This window comes from Geobacillus thermoleovorans, from assembly GCF_001610955.1.
GTDB lineage: Bacteria > Bacillota > Bacilli > Bacillales > Anoxybacillaceae > Geobacillus > Geobacillus thermoleovorans.
This window is the reverse complement of record NZ_CP014335.1, coordinates 1,605,594-1,621,665: the sequence shown is the minus strand read 5'-3', so window position 1 is coordinate 1,621,665 and position 16,072 is coordinate 1,605,594. Positions and strand designations below refer to the sequence as shown.

18 protein-coding genes are annotated in these 16,072 nt (G+C 53.5%); 5 read left to right on the top strand and 13 right to left on the bottom strand.

The window, feature by feature from the left end; translation table 11 throughout:
* Positions 1 to 200: 200 nt before the first annotated feature.
* The 4 genes from GT3570_RS08130 to GT3570_RS08115 all read right to left on the bottom strand — a co-directional run bounded on the left by GT3570_RS08130 (position 201) and on the right by GT3570_RS08115 (position 3,703).
* Positions 201 to 767, bottom strand: coding sequence for a YdhK family protein (locus GT3570_RS08130; RefSeq protein WP_023634315.1), 567 nt, complete (start codon positions 765 to 767; stop codon positions 201 to 203).
* 290 nt (positions 768 to 1,057) lie between these two features.
* Positions 1,058 to 1,615 (bottom strand): TVP38/TMEM64 family protein, encoded by a 558-nt coding sequence (locus tag GT3570_RS08125; protein ID WP_062899097.1) that lies wholly within the window; start codon positions 1,613 to 1,615, stop codon positions 1,058 to 1,060.
* 31 nt (positions 1,616 to 1,646) lie between these two features.
* Positions 1,647 to 2,327, bottom strand: coding sequence for a response regulator transcription factor (locus tag GT3570_RS08120; RefSeq protein WP_011231185.1), 681 nt, complete (start codon positions 2,325 to 2,327; stop codon positions 1,647 to 1,649).
* Between the two features lie 2 nt (positions 2,328 to 2,329).
* Complete coding sequence (locus GT3570_RS08115; RefSeq protein WP_013523746.1) at positions 2,330 to 3,703, bottom strand: sensor histidine kinase; 1,374 nt, start codon at positions 3,701 to 3,703, stop codon at positions 2,330 to 2,332.
* Positions 3,704 to 3,918: 215 nt separating this feature from the next.
* Between GT3570_RS08115 and GT3570_RS08110 the strand changes: the two genes are divergently transcribed.
* The 3 genes from GT3570_RS08110 to GT3570_RS08100 all read left to right on the top strand — a co-directional run bounded on the left by GT3570_RS08110 (position 3,919) and on the right by GT3570_RS08100 (position 7,158).
* Positions 3,919 to 6,012: a DNA topoisomerase III gene (locus tag GT3570_RS08110; protein WP_062898613.1), complete on the top strand. Its 2,094-nt coding sequence runs from the start codon at positions 3,919 to 3,921 to the stop codon at positions 6,010 to 6,012.
* A gap of 121 nt (positions 6,013 to 6,133) precedes the next feature.
* Positions 6,134 to 6,331, top strand: coding sequence for a hypothetical protein (locus tag GT3570_RS08105; protein ID WP_014195787.1), 198 nt, complete (start codon positions 6,134 to 6,136; stop codon positions 6,329 to 6,331).
* Entirely contained in the window at positions 6,331 to 7,158 is an 828-nt protein-coding gene (locus GT3570_RS08100; RefSeq protein ID WP_014195786.1) for a serine/threonine protein kinase, read from the top strand. The genes GT3570_RS08105 and GT3570_RS08100 overlap by 1 nt, the downstream gene beginning before the upstream one ends.
* A 151-nt stretch (positions 7,159 to 7,309) precedes the next feature.
* Here GT3570_RS08100 and GT3570_RS08095 read toward each other — a convergent pair whose 3' ends face one another.
* The 5 genes from GT3570_RS08095 to GT3570_RS08075 form a co-directional block, all read right to left on the bottom strand.
* Positions 7,310 to 8,089, bottom strand: coding sequence for an enoyl-CoA hydratase/isomerase family protein (locus GT3570_RS08095; RefSeq protein WP_011231180.1), 780 nt, complete (start codon positions 8,087 to 8,089; stop codon positions 7,310 to 7,312).
* Between the two features lie 39 nt (positions 8,090 to 8,128).
* Positions 8,129 to 8,899: an SDR family NAD(P)-dependent oxidoreductase gene (locus tag GT3570_RS08090; protein WP_014195784.1), complete on the bottom strand. Its 771-nt coding sequence runs from the start codon at positions 8,897 to 8,899 to the stop codon at positions 8,129 to 8,131.
* 69 nt (positions 8,900 to 8,968) lie between these two features.
* A complete protein-coding gene (locus GT3570_RS08085; RefSeq protein ID WP_062898612.1) occupies positions 8,969 to 9,721 on the bottom strand; it encodes an SDR family NAD(P)-dependent oxidoreductase in 753 nt (250 codons plus the stop codon).
* A 307-nt stretch (positions 9,722 to 10,028) separates the two neighbouring features.
* Positions 10,029 to 10,292, bottom strand: coding sequence for a hypothetical protein (locus tag GT3570_RS08080; protein ID WP_011231177.1), 264 nt, complete (start codon positions 10,290 to 10,292; stop codon positions 10,029 to 10,031).
* Between the two features lie 30 nt (positions 10,293 to 10,322).
* Positions 10,323 to 10,589 carry a hypothetical protein gene (locus tag GT3570_RS08075; protein WP_011231176.1) on the bottom strand — a complete coding sequence of 89 codons (267 nt, stop codon included), beginning with the start codon at positions 10,587 to 10,589 and terminating at the stop codon, positions 10,323 to 10,325.
* A gap of 153 nt (positions 10,590 to 10,742) precedes the next feature.
* On the opposite strand from GT3570_RS08075, the gene GT3570_RS08070 reads away from it, so the two are divergent.
* Positions 10,743 to 10,949, top strand: coding sequence for a hypothetical protein (locus GT3570_RS08070; RefSeq protein ID WP_011231175.1), 207 nt, complete (start codon positions 10,743 to 10,745; stop codon positions 10,947 to 10,949).
* Between the two features lie 154 nt (positions 10,950 to 11,103).
* Complete coding sequence (locus tag GT3570_RS08065; RefSeq protein WP_011231173.1) at positions 11,104 to 12,354, top strand: trehalase family glycosidase; 1,251 nt, start codon at positions 11,104 to 11,106, stop codon at positions 12,352 to 12,354.
* A 35-nt stretch (positions 12,355 to 12,389) separates the two neighbouring features.
* Here the strand turns inward: GT3570_RS08065 and GT3570_RS08060 are convergent, their stop codons facing one another.
* From GT3570_RS08060 to GT3570_RS08045, 4 genes are all read right to left on the bottom strand, one after another.
* The gene (locus GT3570_RS08060) at positions 12,390 to 13,172 is read right to left on the bottom strand and encodes an ABC transporter ATP-binding protein (RefSeq protein ID WP_011231172.1); all 783 of its coding nucleotides are present in this window, start codon (positions 13,170 to 13,172) and stop codon (positions 12,390 to 12,392) included.
* On the bottom strand, positions 13,169 to 14,308 hold the full coding sequence (locus tag GT3570_RS08055; RefSeq protein ID WP_369827713.1) for a nitric oxide synthase oxygenase: 1,140 nt from the start codon (positions 14,306 to 14,308) through the stop codon (positions 13,169 to 13,171). The genes GT3570_RS08060 and GT3570_RS08055 overlap by 4 nt, the downstream gene beginning before the upstream one ends.
* Before the next feature lie 317 nt (positions 14,309 to 14,625).
* Entirely contained in the window at positions 14,626 to 15,453 is an 828-nt protein-coding gene (locus GT3570_RS08050; RefSeq protein WP_255515206.1) for a YhgE/Pip family protein, read from the bottom strand.
* A gap of 67 nt (positions 15,454 to 15,520) precedes the next feature.
* The gene (locus GT3570_RS08045) at positions 15,521 to 15,955 is read right to left on the bottom strand and encodes a DMT family transporter (RefSeq protein ID WP_062898611.1); all 435 of its coding nucleotides are present in this window, start codon (positions 15,953 to 15,955) and stop codon (positions 15,521 to 15,523) included.
* Between the last annotated feature and the right edge of the window lie 117 nt (positions 15,956 to 16,072).

The following is a 16,072-nucleotide window of genomic DNA, read 5'->3' as shown; positions in this document are numbered from 1 at the left end:
CTCCCTGTTCATGTTCCCTTCCGCCGGAAAAGGCGGATTTTCTCGCTCATTCTTTCTGTCATCCAACAGACTTTTGATTTCATTCTACCTGATGACCTTAAAAACAACAGGGATGCCCCTAAGGCCCTCCCTGTCGTGCAATGGACAAAAGGGGCGTCTCGCCGCTTCGGAACTCCCTCGCTGCGTGGATGGTCCATTCCTTATTTCGCCGGCGAAAGTTCATCTTCGGTCACCCATTTATGGTTGGTCACTTGTTCGCCGGTCTCTGTATCGATGTAATCGACCATATACACCGTCGTTTGTTGGGCAGAGTCGATGATGGCTTTCGCGCCTTTCATCCCTTCCATATGGTCGGCATTCAAGACGACTTCGTCCCCCGGCTGGAACGGTTTGTCACCGGCGTTTTCGATTTCTTCATGGATGACCCATTTATGGTTTTTCACTGGTTTCCCGCCCGTGGTTGGAGTGTATGTGACCGTATAGACGATCGTGTCAAAGGCACCGGTGACAGTCGCCTTGGCTCCATCCATTCCCGGCATATGATCCGCATGGATGATGACTTGGCTTCCAATCGGATACTTTGGTTGTTTCGCTTCCTTCAATCCAGCCGGCACCTCTCCTGAACCCGAGTGGTTCATTCCCTCATGACCGGTGTGAGAAGCCGTATTTTCCTTTGGCGCTTTGTTGTCGTCTGCACCGGTGCAGGCGGATAGCAAGAGCGCTGCCATGACCGAAGTTGTGCCTAGCAACATTTTTAATTTTTTCATCGTTTTCACCCTCCTTGCCTTGTTAGCATACCCGGCATTTGTGCAGATTTTATGGAGATGGCCTTGATCGTGCAAAAAGTGGCGACCGTGCATGTAAACATGTGATGGAAAGGCGAGGTTTGCCGGTCTGTGGAGCTGCAGGCTGTGGTGCAAGAGGAACCGATGAGCCCTGAACGCAGGAAGACGGCAGATGGCCGCAGCGGATTTCCCCTGTTTTTAAGTATACAAAGTCTCTTCCACCGCCTTAAACGGAAGAGGGAGCGGGAGCCTGCTGTTTCCGCTTCTCTGTTTCATTCAGGAATCTTTTTCCTTATCTTCCGCCAAATAAACAAAAACATGGCTCCGGATAAAACAGCAAGAATGAGTTTTCCTTGCCACGTGACGCGGATCACCTGATCGACAGCATACGCTTCCATCCATAAAGCTGGGAGCTTGCCGAGCGAACTGGCGGCCGCAAAGACGGGGAAGGACGTGCGGCCGATGGCGGCGACAAACGTTACCACCCCTGATGGCACAAACGGCAACAGTCGAAGCGCGAAAATGAGCCCAAACGCCTCCTTGCCACTGGCATGAAGCAACGGTTTCACCTTGGGATGGGAAAGCCATGTGGTTTGGCTCCATCGGCGAAGTCCTTTTCGATACAAGACAAACGAGACGACCGCTCCGAGCGCCTCGCCGGCAAACGACACCCAAAAGCCGGGCCAAAATCCGAAAACGGTCAAATTGGCGGCAGTCAAAAAGGTGCTTGGTACGACCCCGAGCACGCTGATCGCCACATTACAGGCTAGACTCAAGAAGTACGCCGCTCCGCCGTATGCTTGAAGGAACTCAATCATCCGTTCTTCCATTTGGCCCAAACGCCTCTCTTTCCGAAAATGGTTATGACTTGCGCCCTTCCCATTTGTAGCCGACGCCCCAGACCGTCTGCAAATATTCGTCCGCTGGGAACCCCGCTTTACGCAATTTTTCGCGGATGTTTTTCATGTGGGAGTCAACGGTCCTCTCTTCCGTATCAGCGAGATAGCCCCATAGCGATGCGATGATTTGCCCTCGGCTGAACACCTGATTCGGGTGCTTTAACAGCAGTCCCAAAATGGCAAATTCTTTCGGCGTCAACGCAATCGGCTTATCTTCGTAGCGGACCGTATGTTCCTCTTCGTCCCATACAAGCCCGGCCGCGCGAATGGCGGAACGACCGCCGGCTGTACGGCGCAGCACCGCTTCAATGCGAGCAAGCAGTTCCGCCTCGTCAAACGGTTTCGTCACATAATCGTCCGCTCCGATTTTCAATCCTTGGACAATATCCGCCGTCTCATCGCGAGCGGTGACCATCATGATCGGCACATTCGAAAACGATCGGATGCGGCGGCACGTTTCCCATCCGTCGAGTTCTGGCATCATGACATCAAGCAGCACCAAATCGGCATGATGGCGCCGCAAATAGTCAATGGCTTCCGCCCCCGAACGCCGTTTCACGCAGCGGTAGCCGTTCGGCGCTAAATACAATTCCAATAAATCAAGCATCCGCTCTTCATCATCAACCAACAGCAAGGTATACATCGTTATCCCTCCGGCAGCGTAATGAGGATGGTCGTTCCTTTTCCTTGTTCGCTTCTAGCGGCGATCGTTCCCCCGTGCGCCTCGACGATTTCTTTGGCAATCGCCAAACCGAGTCCGGTCCCGCCGCTTGTCCGCGACCTCGATTTGTCAACCCGGTAAAACCGCTCGAAAATCCGGGGCACATCTTCCGGCGGAATGCCGGTTCCTTCATCGGACACGGCAATGACGATTCCTTGCTTTTGAAGGTGAACGGCGACGGCCACCGTCGTGCCGGAAAACGCGTACTTTCGTGCATTGTCAAGCACGTTGATCATCACTTGCTCGAACCGCTGTCGATCGATCGCGGCCATGACCGAACCGGGGCACTGGCACACAAGCGACAGCGATTTTTCCTGAAACGCGGGGCGCAGTTTTTCACACAATTTTGTCAAAAACGAACAAAGATTCGTCGGCTGCTTTTCAATCTGGAACGAGTGTTGCTCCAGTTTGGCTAATTCAAACAAATCTTTGACCATCTTTTCAATCTTTTCCGCTTCTTCGTAAATGATCGCCATATAGTTCGCCCGCTGCTCCTCAGACAGATGCGGACGCCTAGCAATGTCGGCGTATCCTTTCACATACGTCAGCGGCGTGCGCAATTCATGAGAGATGCTCGCTAAAAATTCGCTCCGCTCTTGTTTCAAATACGCCAAATCGTTGGCCAGCGTTTGAATCGCTCTCCCGAGTTGCGCCAGCTCGTCGTTGCCTTTCATCTCGAGGCGGACGGAAAAATCCCCCCGGCTGAGCGCCTCGGTCGCCTGTTTCATGCGAAGGAGCGGCATCGTGATGGCGCGGGAGAAAAAGGCGATGGTCAACACGGTGATCGCCACCGACAGCACGCCAACGACGATAAAATGATGCTTCAGTTTATACACCATCGTCCGGATCGAGCGGGTGTCTTGAAACATATACACATATCCTCTTGTTTCACCCCTGATTTGAATCGGGCTGACGGCGGCGATATGCGATGCCCGCTTCCAGTCGGTTTCGACCATCATTCCCCGGCGGGGAATATGGCGACCGTTCGTTAAAGGAATGATGCGCTTGGCAAACGGAACAATGCCGCTAGAAGCCGATACAATCCGGCGCCGGGCGTCAGTGATGGCGACATCGGTTTCCGCCTCTGATTCCATCATCACGACATGCGCCAACGTCGTTCGATCGTTATTTTTCTCCAAGACGTTGCGGTGGCTGTTTCCCCGCGCCAACAGCTGCGCGAATTCTTCCTCGATGCGCGCATGGACGAGCGTAGCGTAGAGGGAAACGAACAGCACCATTTCAATGGCCAAGACAAAGGCAAAAAACAGCATTCCGAGTTTCCATGACAGTTTTCGCACGGATTCCTCTCCTCATCCATCAAGCCCGAGTGTCATTTCAATTTTACTATTTTATTTGGCAAATGTGCAGAAAGTGTGGAGATGCGGCTTTGCGCCGCGCCAAGGCGTCTTGTCCTGCCAAGGAGACAAACCTTGGCGGATGCGTCTTTTTCCTTCTTCCTTTATACTAAGAAGCAGACTGTGCTCATGTGGAGACGACAGAAAGGGGTTTATCGATGAAATCGCTCGTGTTAGCGGAAAAGCCGAGCGTCGCTCGCGACATCGCCCGCGTGCTCGGTTGCAAGCAAGCGCATAAACATTATTTTGAAGGAAAGCAGCATATTGTCACCTGGGCGCTCGGCCATTTAGTTGAGCTGAAGATGCCGGAAGACTACGACCGGAAATACGAAACATGGCGGCTGGAGGACTTGCCGATCATCCCAAAGAAAATGGGCTTGAAAGTCATCCGGCAAACGAGCCACCAGTTTCGCGCCATTGAACGGTTGGCGAAACGACCGGATGTGAAAGATGTCATCATCGCGACCGACGCGGGCCGTGAAGGGGAGCTTGTGGCGCGCTGGATTTTAGAGATGATCGGTTGGACGAAGCCGATTTGGCGGCTATGGATTTCGTCGCAAACCGACCGCGCCATCCGCGACGGCTTCCGCCAACTCAAGCCCGGGGCGCAGTTTGACCGGCTGTATCAATCGGCCGTCTGCCGCGCCGAAGCCGACTGGCTGATTGGGTTAAACGTCTCGCGCGCCTTGACGACAAAATACAACGATCCGCTTTCGGCCGGGCGCGTGCAAACGCCAACGCTCGCGATGATCATCGAGCGCGAACGCGAGATCCAATCGTTCGTTCCCGTGCCATATTGGACGATTCGGGCGAAGATTGGTTCCATCACGGCCGTATGGGAGCGGCATGGAGGACATCGTCTGTTTGACCAAGACGAAGCGAAGCAGCTGATCGCCCGCCTTGACGGTCAACCGGCGCGCGTCGTGTCAGTCAAGCGGAAACGAAAAAGCGAGCCCGTCCCGCTGCCGTATGATTTAACTGAGCTGCAGCGGGATGCGAACAAGCGGTTTGGCTTTTCGGCGAAAAAGACGCTCTCGGTGTTGCAGCGGCTGTATGAACAACACAAGCTCGTCACGTACCCGCGCACCGATTCGCGTTATTTGCCAAGCGATATGGAAGCGACGATGACCGAGCGGTTGTTGGCGATGAAATCCGGTTATGAGGACGTCATCGCTCCGCTCCTTGCCAAAGGCAAAGCCAAAGCAGCCAAGCGGGTATTTAACGATGACAAAGTGACCGATCATCACGCCATCGTTCCAACGGATGAGCGGCTCAACCTTAGCAGGCTGTCGACTGATGAGCGCAAGCTGTATGATCTCATCGCCCGTCGCTTTTTGGCGCTGTTTTTCCCGCCGTATGAATCCGAAACGACGACAGCTGTCTTTGACATCGGCGGCGAAATGTTTGTCGCCAAGGAGACGGCGGTTGTGAACTTCGGATTTAAAGCGGTTCTCGGCAAAGAAGAAACGGATGCCAAACCGACGTTGTCACACCTCGCAGAAGGTCAGACGCTCCCATCGGTGCAGCTTGAGAGGGAACAATCGTTCACCGAACCGCCCGCCCGTTATTCGGAAGCCGATTTGCTCGCGCAAATGGAGAAATACGGGCTCGGCACGCCGGCGACAAGAGCGGACATCATCGAACGGCTGGTTGAAACCGAAGTAGTCGAGCGAAAAGACGGACGGTTTTATCCGACGAAAAAAGGGAAACAGCTGATTGAGCTCGTCAATGAAGAGCTGAAATCGCCGGAATTGACCGCCCGCTGGGAGCGGGAGCTGGAGGCGATCGCCCGCGGGAAAGGAAATCCACAACAATTTTTGGCCAACATCCGCCGGCAAACCGAAACGCTTGTCGCCGAAATCAAGCAGAGCGAGCAGGTATACAAAGCGCCAAACCTCACAAATCTCACATGCCCAGAATGCGGTGCGCTTTTAAAAGAGCGGAAAACGAAAGACGGACGGATGCTTGTCTGCTCGAACTTAGCGTGCCGCTACCGCCGCCGGCGCGACCCGAAACTGTCGAACCGCCGCTGTCCGCAATGCCACCGGCGCATGGAAATGCATGAAGGAAAAGCAGGGATGTATTTCCAATGCCGCCCGTGCAATATTGTCGAAAAAGCGGACGAGACCAAACGCATCGCCGCAAAAGGCAGCGAACGGGCGCTTCTCAAAAAATACAGCCCGGCCAACGAATCGTTTGGCACGAGTTTAGGGGAGCTGCTCAAGCAGGCGTTGAACGAAAAAAAGGAATGAGGTTGCCACACCGCGCTAGGGGCTAATGCCCCTGGCGGTTTCTTTTTCATCTTTGAAGTCTGAAACTTCCTTCTCATTGCCTCGTATATATAGGTAAATCTATCGCAAAGGAGCGATCGCGATGTTGAAAAAATGGCTAAAAGCACTTTTCGACCATCCCCATCATCCGTCGCACTACCATAAACATTACAGCAGCAGCGACCACCATTATTACAACCCGACGTATCACTCGCACCATCACCCGTCCCAGTACGGCCATCACCATTACAAAAAGAAACATCACAGCGGCAGCTTTTTCTCGAGCTTCTTCGGCAGCTGATGAAACGTTTGTTCGAACGCCATCCGCTCATCGCCCGCTGGTTTGACCGGCCGCATCGGAACGGAACTATACTTCATGGCCGCTATGAAGTCATCGAAGAGCTCGGGATGGGAAGCTACGGCATCGCCTACAAAGGGTGCGATCACCTGACAGGCCGTCTTGTCGTCATCAAACAAGCGCGGCGGACAAAAGGAGAAGACGGCCGCCGCTTGCTTCGGCGCGAAGCTGACGTGCTCGCCCGCCTGCGCCACCCGCAAATTCCGAGGCTGTATGATCGGTTTGTGGAGCGCGGACAGCCGCATCTCGTGATGGAGTATATCGACGGAGAAACGGTGGAAGACCGGATTTTCAAGCTGGAAGCCAAGTACACGGAACAAGAGGCGTTTCGATTGTTAAAGGAGGTGCTTGAGGTCGTCCGGCACGTCCATGCTTTCGGCATCGTCCATCGCGATTTGCGCATCCCGAACATCATTTGGCGCGATGGAACGGTGGCGATCATCGATTTCGGCTTGGCCTGCCGCATCGGCGAACCGGTGGATTTCCGCGATGACGACCCGCTGGAAAAGCGGCTGCGGCGCAAACCGCATCCACGAAGCGATTTCTATGCCCTTGGACACTTCACCTTGTTTTTATTGTATTCTGCCTATGAACCGATAAGTGACGAGGAAAAAAGCTGGGAAGAAGAACTTGACTTATCCTCGAACGCCCGCAGGATCTTGCGGAAAATGCTGCAGCTGGATGCGCCGTATGACCATGTTGACGAGTTGATCGACGACGTGGATCAGTTGCTCGCAGAACCCATCCGGAATCAAGCAGGGGCGCTTTGACGTTTGATCGCACCGCTCCCCGACCAACCACCCCTTTTCCCCATTTGGAAAGGGGGGGCTGTTTCATTTGAGGCGAAGTGAAAACAAAATACGCCCTGTCTCCCGCTGATGGAGAAACAGGGCGCAACGCTCTTTCGGCACTGCCACTCGCTTATTTTCCTTGGAACACCGGGCTCCGTTTCTCTTTAAACGCCGTCACCCCTTCGCGATGGTCTTCGGTTTCCACCATCAACCCTTGAACGAGACGCTCTTCTTCGAGAATCTCCTCGAGTGTCGCGGTCAGCGCGTGTTCAATCAGCCGTTTTTGTTTTCCGATGGCTTTCGTGGGCCCACCCGCCAGCTTCGAGGCGAGCGATTCTGTCGCCTCGCGCAGTTTCTCAGCTGGGACGACCTCGCTTAGGACGCCCAATTCATACAGGCGACGGGCTGAAATCGGATCGGCGGTGAAGAAAAACTGTTTCGCCAAATGCGGACCGACAAGCCTCGGGAGCCAATACGACCCGCCACCGTCGGAGACAAGGCCGACTTTCGCAAAGCTCAAAATGAATTGACTGTCTTCGGCCGCGAGGATCACATCGCAAGCCAGCGCCAAATTGAACCCAGCTCCGGCCGCCACGCCGTGCACGGCGGCCATGATCGGTTTCTCGCATGATTTCATCGCCAAAATGAGCCGGTTGAGTCGGCCGATATGCTCATACGCCTGCGGGGCGCTCGACTGCCCCATCGTTTTCACATCCCCGCCGGCGCAAAACGCCCGCCCAGCGCCGGATAAGACGATGACGCGGACGGCATCATCCGCCGCGGCGCGTTCGATTTCATCCGTCAGTCCGGCAATCATCTCCGGGCTGAAGGCATTGAGCCGCTCCGGGCGATTCAGCGTCAACCATAATACAGAACCGGATTGTTCCACAAGCAAATGCGAGGTTTCCATATTCCTTTCCTCTCCTTTTCCATTTTGGACTTTTCAGTTTCATTTGATGAGCCATCCGCCATCGACCAACACATCAGAGCCGGTCATGTACGACGCTTCCGAAGAGGCAAGAAACGCAATGACGTTGGCGATCTCTTCCGGCGCTCCCACCCGGCCTAAGGCGGTGTTGCGCTCGATGGCTTTCACAAACCGCTCATTTTGCAGTCCACGTTCGGTAAGCGGCGTCTCGACAAAGCCAGGCGAAACGGAATTGACGCGGATGCCATACGGCGCCAGCTCCAAAGCGAGCGATTTGGTCAAGTTGATGACCCCTGCTTTCGCCGCGCTGTAGTGCGGAATTTCCGCCCCGGCCTGATGGCCGGACAATGACGCTACGTTCACAATCGCCCGATTGGCGCGCTCGCGTTTTGCCCCTTCGATCATCAGCGGAGCGAGCGTTTGCGAGACAAGAAAGACGCTTTTCATATTGACGCGCTGCACATCATCCCACTCTTGTTCGGTGAGCTCGAGCCATTTCGTATGGGTCGAAATGCCGGCATTGTTGACGAGCACATGCAAGTCGCCGTACCGATTTTGGACGTATGCGGCCAAGGCGCGCACTTGTTCGCGGTCCGTGACATCGGCCGCAAACCGATCGGCCACCCCTGGCACCCCAAGACGCGTGATGTCTTGCACCGTTTCTTCCAGTTTGACGGCTGTGCGGCCGACAAGCACGACAGTCGCCCCTTCCTGAGCCAGGCGGACGGCCGTCGCCCGGCCAATGCCGCTTCCCCCTCCAGTAATCACAGCGACGGTATTGGCAAAACGCATCGTTTCCTCTCCCCTCTCGTTTGTGCGACCTTTGTTTTCATCCGTTGCCCCGTATCAGCCGTCCGACGTCTAAAACGTCAGCCCGCCGCCGTCGACCGACAATGTCGCGCCGGTGATAAACGACGCTTCATCGGACGCCAAAAACAACACCGCGTTCGCCACTTCCTCTGGCGTCCCGATGCGGCCGAGGGCGTTCGCTTTCGAAATGATCGGCCATTTGCGCTCATCTTGTTTCCACGGCGTGATGATGTTCGTATCAATGACCCCCGGTGCAATGGCATTGACGCGAATGTTAAACTTCCCATATTCCAATGCCGCATTTTTCGTCAACAAAATCACCCCGGCCTTCGAGGCGTTGTAGGCCGATTCGTACTTTTTCCCTTTGATTCCAAGCAGGCTCGATGTGTTGACAATGGCCCCGCCACCGCATTGCTTCATCACGGGCACCGCGTATTTGATGCCAAGGAACACTCCTTTCAAATTAACGTTGATGACCCGGTCCCACTCTTCTTCAGACAAGTCGGTGCTCCGCACTTCCGAATGGCCGATGCCGGCATTGTTAAAGAGAATATGTAGGCCGCCAAAGGCATCAACCGCCGTTTGGACAAGGCGGCTCACTTGCTTGGAATCGGCTACGTCCGTTTGGACAAAAATCGCCTCCCCTCCTTTTTCCCGAATCAGGCGGACCGTTTCTTCCCCTCCTTTCTCATTGATGTCGCTCACCGCCACTTTGGCGCCTTCTTCCGCAAAGCGAATCGCCGTCGCCCGGCCGATGCCGCTCGCGCCGCCGGTGACAATCGCCGCTTTTCCTTTTAGCCTCATGATCTTCCCACCTTTCGATCCGCTTCTGAATCCGTTTTCAACAGACGATATACCAACCGGTTAGTATGTTGTTTCTTTTATTATACATCACATTTAGAATATTTTAAACATTTTTATACCCCTAATCGGAAAAGCCTGCACTTCCAAACAAAGACGAAGCCAACGGCAATCGAGCCTGCTTCCCCTCCTAACGCGTCTCCTTCCTTCAATGAACACCATGCCGTTCAGGAAAAAAGAGGAGCCTCGGTTTTGGCTCCTCGTTCATTCATCGATGAGGTCAGCGGCGCTGCCGGCGGTTCGGCCTTCATCAGCTCCCCTGTCCTGAAATTTGGAAAAAGAACGATCGACACACGGAATCCAATGACTGCAACCGCTCGATCAGCCCCTGCAAATCGCACGTATGGAGCGTATCGCTCAGTTCGCGGCCTTCCTCCGTCACCAAGTACAAGTGAATTTCCATGCATCCGTCCCAGCGGACGTTGGCGTCAAGCCAGCCATCTTCGCTCTCAAGCTCCAGCCCCACCGTCTCCCCTTGGTCATTTTCGTGTTTTGTTTTGATGACCCATACCATCCTTCGTTCCGCCCTTTCCTGTTCGCCGCCTCACTCTTGTTGTTCCGCTCCGATTCCTGACACCGGGGAGCCAGTGGACGTATGTTCATTCACCCAACGGAGTGCCGCGTCCACCACTGCATCGGCGTCAGAAAGCTGGGTGCGGTGCTCAATGATCCAATTGAGCCCGTCTTGCGGATCAAGGTCATGTTGTAAACATTCCACCAAAAATGATTGGACACATGCCGCATCGCTCCGCTCCCACGCTCCGCACTGGCGGCGCCAAATCGCTTCGATCGCATCTTTCCCGAACTGCATTGAGTTCCTTCCCTCCTGTTGCCCATATTGTCATCCATAGTATGCCTACAACAGATGACAGGGCTCCACAAAAGAAATTGGCGGGAAAGGATTTGATTTCCATTTATACGGCCTCCATCAATGGCCATACTGAGAATATGGAGGTGTTGATTCATGAGAGAGCCTTGGGAAGAACGCGGCGCCACTTCCAGCCTGCCGCGCTATACCCCGGGAATTGGCGTTCCCGATGAAATGAGCCCGATTCGCGACATCGCCCGCGGTTTTGAAAACGGTCGGCCGCCGGTCATGGAAGTCACGCCAGCTGACAGCCGCCAAACGGCGGATGATATTGATTTTCCGCCGGTTGACCGCGCGTTTTGAAAAAGTGGCAACAAGGGCGTCCTTGTTCGGTGGCCCTTGTTGCTCGGCTTCCGTTTTCTTCCTCTGCCATCGCCGTGCACTCGATTGGCGGCATGACCGGGTCGTTTTGGCCATATACATAGCCATATAGACCATTCCCATGGAGGGACAGCCGTTGCCGATTGAGCTTCCGGACATCACGGTCATTTGCCCGGATCCAGCCGTAGAGCATGTGTTTTCTTCCATTCACCAACGGTGGGAACAATTGGTCAAAACAAGCTCGCCTTACTCCAAAGGAGAACTGTTTTCCCTTCCGTTTCCATACGTCGTTCCCGGCGGGGTGTACCAGCAGCTCTTTTACTGGGACAGCTATTTCATTATATTGGGACTGAACATTTCAAGGCTGCACGAACTCGCCCGCAACATCGTCAACAACTTCTTTTACGAGTTGAAAACGTTTGGAATCATTCCAAACAGTTCCGAACTGGCCCACTTAAGCCGTTCCCAGCCTCCGTTATTGACGTCGATGATCGAGGAGGTATGGCGCGGAGACAAAGAGTGGCTCCGCTCCGCTTACGAATGGGCCAAAATCGAATACAAAGAAGTCTGGATGGACGAAACCACTCACTATCATCCCCAGATCGGCCTCAATAAATATTACGATCGGCTTGAGTCGATGCTGCGGGTAAAGGGGGAGGCGTATCTCCATTTTGACGAAATGTATATCCCGCCTGCGTTTTGGCATGAAAGGGTCGAGGCGGAGTCCGGTTGGGACTATACAGGCCGTTTTCACCGGCAATGCGGCTATTTCATTCCGGTGGATCTCAACGCTTTGCTTTATAAGTACGAAACCGATTTAGCGGCGTTTGCCCGCCTTTTAGCTTTAAACGGCGAAGCGGAACAATGGGAGCAGGCGGCTAAGCGGCGAAAAGACTTGATGAATCAATATTTATGGAACGAGTCGTTTGGCATGTATTTTGATTTTCATTTCCTCAACGGGCGGCAGCACTGCTATTATTCGTTGGCTGCTTTTTATCCGTTATGGGCTCGGGCGGCCTCTAAACAGCAAGCAGCAAAAGTCGTCCGGCATTTACCTTTGTTCCTTCAACCCGGCGGATTGGCTGCCTCCAATGTCCAAACCGGATTTCAATGGGATTTTCCGAACGGCTGGGCCCCGCTTCACTGGATTGTCATCAAAGGGTTGCAAAACTACGGCTATGACCTTGAAGCGCAAGAGATCGCCCGGCGATGGATTCGGCTTTGCACCAAAGTGTATTTGGAAACTGGCAACATGTACGAAAAATATAATGTGGTCGACATGAGCATCCGCACCATCGGCCGCTACCCTTCGCAAAAAGGGTTCGGCTGGACCAATGCGGTCTATCAAAAAATAGCGGTTGACCTTCTTGGGTGCACGGTATGTTGAGGCAGTCGGCCTAGGAACGGCTGCCAACGGCCGCCCTACCGATGGACGGACACCCACGGCCGGCCGTCTTCCCAATGAACGCGGATCGGAAGGCGAAACGCTTCTGAAAGCCGCTCGTCGGTTAACACTTCCTCTTTTTGGCCAGCCGCAAGGATGCGCCCGTCTTGCAAAAGCAAGACATGGGTAATGGAGTCGACGATTTCTTCGATATAATGGGTGACGTATAAGAGATGGCACGGCTGAGTGACGATCTGTCCGATCAATGCTAAAATTTCTTCGCGGGCCAATAAATCAAGGCCGACCGTCGGCTCGTCCAAAATGAGCAGCTTCGGATTCGCCATCAACGCTCGGGCGATCAATGTTTTTCGCTTTTCTCCTTGCGACAACGTTGCGTACCGCTTTTCTTGGACAGCTTCGAGGCGGAAAGACTCGATTAACGATTGCGCTTTGGACCGATCGTCCTCAGTGACGGCATCGTACAGGCCAATCGTTGCAAACTTGCCGCTGATGACAATATCTTCGACTGTTTCGGCTTGCAAGGTATCATAAAACTGATCAAGCGAGCTGCTCACAAACCCGATATGCCGGCGCAATTCCCACAAGCTCGCCTGTCCAAACCGATAGCCCAATACTTCAACATCCCCGCGCGTCGGGTACTGATAGCCGGTGACGATATTGAGAAGCGATGTTTTCCCGGAGCCGTTTAGGCCAAGAATCGCCCATTGCTCGCCTTCTTTCACCTCCCAGTTGATATCACGCAAAATCATGCGCCCTCCTCTTGCCCATGACACATCGCGCATGCGGATGATGACGGTCATTGTTCCTCTCCCCTTTGTTGTTCGTATGGACGGTCCTGATAGAAAAAGTTGGGCAACATGGTCGTGTTGTCATACGTTCGGTGAAAAATGTGCGTTGTCGCCGGAGAAAGAGGCGGAATCAGCCATGTCCAATCGCCGGTGACATGGCGGCCGGCTGCTTTCTCTTGCTGTTCAAACAACTGAAATTGGCGCGCGGCGGTATGATGGTCAACGATGCTGACGCCCGCCTTTTTGTAGGAATACAAAACAGCGATATTCAATTCGACCAACGCCTTGTCTTTCCATAATGATGCGTTGGAGTTGGTGTCAAGCCCCATGCAAGAGGCCACTTTCGGAAGCATGTTGTAGCGATAATCATCGGCAAAATTGCGGGCTCCAATCTCCGTACCCATGTACCACCCGTTAAACGGTGCTGCCATATAGCGAATGCCGCCAATTTCTAGACACATATCTGAAATAATCGGGACCGCGTACCATTTTAACTGCAGATCGCGAAACCACGGAAACTCCGGATGTTCAATTGGCACCTCAAGCACCAATTCTTTAGGGATCGGTGTCCAAACAGGCTTCTGGCTGCCTACCTGGATCACCAAGGGCAACACGTCAAAAGGCGTTTTTTCCCCCTTCCACCCAAGCTGTTCACAGGCGCGGGTGAAAGTGAGGGAGGATGAGTCGCCGATGATCCCTTCTTCGGTTTCATAACCGGCATAACGAATCAGTTGATGATTCCAAATGCGCACTTCCCCATTTGGACGGAAGATTGTGATCGTCGGCCGGATTTTCCCGCCATTGGTCGCAAACTCAATATGATGGAATAGATAAGAAAAAACCTCGTCTACGGTAACCGCCTCTCTCGCATCAATGACATAGAGCGATTGCCAAAACAAGCGGCCGATGCAACGGTTGCTGTGGCGCCAAGCCATCTTAGCCCCATAGCTTAACTCTTCGTACGTATGGCTGTATGTGCCGGTTTGTTCCACTTCCCAACGGATTTCGTTCAACCGCCGCTTCATTTCTTGCTCACTTTTTCCAAGCTCCCGATAGCTTATCGTGATAAACTGTTCTGCTTTTTTCATCAACTGCACATCATGCTGTCTGACCCTTGTTTGATTCATATCACTCTCGATGTTTACCATATATGCTTCTTTTTCCTCCACTTTCGATCGATTGGACTCTTCGCAGTCATTCCAATTCCAATCAAGAAACAAATTCCCCCGATCCACCACATTTGCTCGATAAACATCGAAATCGCCAAAAAAATGAGCGCAAAACCAAGCAGTCGACGGATCGACATGATTCTCTCCCCTTTTCCCCGCCATCGAGCGCTCTCCCATCGCGCAAAAGCAACAGTGAACAATGCTTGGGAGACGTCGATCCTACGGGGCAATTGAGAATGAAGCAACGCTCTCGTCCCTATTGTAACAGATGCTTCCATAAAGAGAACAGACAATTTTCAATGAAACAAACCACTTTGAACAGCTTTTTCCTTCAGCACGCGCATCCATGGGTTTAATGAGCCTTTCAACAAAAGTCCGGCCAAAAGGGCGGCAACGGCAAACAAGAGAAGCCGCTTGACATCATGCTCAACATTTTCCCATACGATCCCGCCGACCGCCTCGCGCATGACATCAATGGCATAGGTAAACGGCAGCCAAGGGTTTAATTGCTGAAAGAACGGAGGAATCAGCTCAACGGGATACGTTCCTCCCGCTCCGGCAATTTGCAAGACGAGCAACACAATCGCCATCGCTTTTCCCACATTGCCGAACAAGGAAACAAGCGAAAAAACCACCGCCATAAAGACAAAGCTGCACAAAAGGCCGAACGTCATGAACCATCCCGGCTCACGGACGAAAATATTCGGCAAGATGAAAGCCGCTCCAGCTGTCACGACCATCGCCTGCAAAGCATTCAGCGTCCAAAAGGTCAACAGCCGTCCGGCATATCTTTCCCGCTCATTCGCTTCCGAAAACGAAGAAGGATCCGTCGACAAGACGGAAACAAGCAACAAACATCCTACCCATATGGCCAGCACCGTGTAAAATGGATTCATGCCCGAACCATAGTTCGGCAGCGGGAAAAGGCGGAACGTTTTGACGTCAACCGGGTGAGCTAAAAACGCCCCTTTCGCCCGAGGATCTTGTTTCAACAAGCGAATCAGTTCGTCGATGTTGGTTTCTCTTTTGATTTTCGATAGGAAGGCGGCCAGCTCGCGGACCTGGCGGGAAAGAAATGGATATTGAGCCTGTGCGGTCTTTAGCGCCTGTTGCGCGGCCGCCAAGTCGATCATGCTGTTGTTAGTATGAGCGGATCACGGAAAACTAAACCAACTTGGCCAGTCCTGTTGTTCATTTGCGGAAAAAAAGCCAAAGCGCCAAAAACAAACAGGCTATAGCAGCGAGGCGCGTCATGTCAAACGGAATGCGCTGTCCGCCGAATAACCCGAAGTGATCAATGATCGAACTCATCACGAGCTGTCCGGCGACCACGGCCATCAATGAATTGGCGACGCCGACTTTCGGAACGATCAGCACCATGACAAACACGTAAAAGGCGCCGAGAATGCCGCCCGTCAGCTGCCATTTCGGCACAGAAAACATGGCAAGCAATTCTCCCTTGCCTAAAAACAATTGCACTAAAAACAGAACCACCGTCCCGATCAAAAAGGAAATGAATGCCCCTTCTAACACGCCGACCCGCTTGCCGAGGCCGCCGTTCACTCCTGCCTGTACGGAGACAGCCATCCCGGCCGTTAGAGCGAGCAGCATCCATACCCACTTCATCGGCTCCCCCTCCTTTTGCCTATATACGCCTGCGGATCAGGCGGCGAGCTTTCCTTTCAGCGCACAGCCCTATGCCATGCCGGCGCTCTTTTGTTTCTGCCGCCTCGGTATCGCTTC

What these genes read in the sequence shown, in the direction of transcription:
- GT3570_RS08130 (WP_023634315.1), bottom strand. Translation starts at nt 767, where the DNA reads ATGAAAAAATTAAAAATGTTGCTAGGCACAACTTCGGTCATGGCAGCG.
- GT3570_RS08125 (WP_062899097.1), bottom strand. Translation starts at nt 1,615, where the DNA reads ATGGAAGAACGGATGATTGAGTTCCTTCAAGCATACGGCGGAGCGGCG.
- GT3570_RS08120 (WP_011231185.1), bottom strand. Translation starts at nt 2,327, where the DNA reads ATGTATACCTTGCTGTTGGTTGATGATGAAGAGCGGATGCTTGATTTA.
- GT3570_RS08110 (WP_062898613.1), top strand. Translation starts at nt 3,919, where the DNA reads ATGAAATCGCTCGTGTTAGCGGAAAAGCCGAGCGTCGCTCGCGACATC.
- GT3570_RS08105 (WP_014195787.1), top strand. Translation starts at nt 6,134, where the DNA reads ATGTTGAAAAAATGGCTAAAAGCACTTTTCGACCATCCCCATCATCCG.
- GT3570_RS08100 (WP_014195786.1), top strand. Translation starts at nt 6,331, where the DNA reads ATGAAACGTTTGTTCGAACGCCATCCGCTCATCGCCCGCTGGTTTGAC.
- GT3570_RS08095 (WP_011231180.1), bottom strand. Translation starts at nt 8,089, where the DNA reads ATGGAAACCTCGCATTTGCTTGTGGAACAATCCGGTTCTGTATTATGG.
- GT3570_RS08090 (WP_014195784.1), bottom strand. Translation starts at nt 8,899, where the DNA reads ATGCGTTTTGCCAATACCGTCGCTGTGATTACTGGAGGGGGAAGCGGC.
- GT3570_RS08085 (WP_062898612.1), bottom strand. Translation starts at nt 9,721, where the DNA reads ATGAGGCTAAAAGGAAAAGCGGCGATTGTCACCGGCGGCGCGAGCGGC.
- GT3570_RS08080 (WP_011231177.1), bottom strand. Translation starts at nt 10,292, where the DNA reads ATGGTATGGGTCATCAAAACAAAACACGAAAATGACCAAGGGGAGACG.
- GT3570_RS08075 (WP_011231176.1), bottom strand. Translation starts at nt 10,589, where the DNA reads ATGCAGTTCGGGAAAGATGCGATCGAAGCGATTTGGCGCCGCCAGTGC.
- GT3570_RS08070 (WP_011231175.1), top strand. Translation starts at nt 10,743, where the DNA reads ATGAGAGAGCCTTGGGAAGAACGCGGCGCCACTTCCAGCCTGCCGCGC.
- GT3570_RS08060 (WP_011231172.1), bottom strand. Translation starts at nt 13,172, where the DNA reads ATGACCGTCATCATCCGCATGCGCGATGTGTCATGGGCAAGAGGAGGG.
- GT3570_RS08055 (WP_369827713.1), bottom strand. Translation starts at nt 14,308, where the DNA reads ATGGTAAACATCGAGAGTGATATGAATCAAACAAGGGTCAGACAGCAT.
- GT3570_RS08045 (WP_062898611.1), bottom strand. Translation starts at nt 15,955, where the DNA reads ATGAAGTGGGTATGGATGCTGCTCGCTCTAACGGCCGGGATGGCTGTC.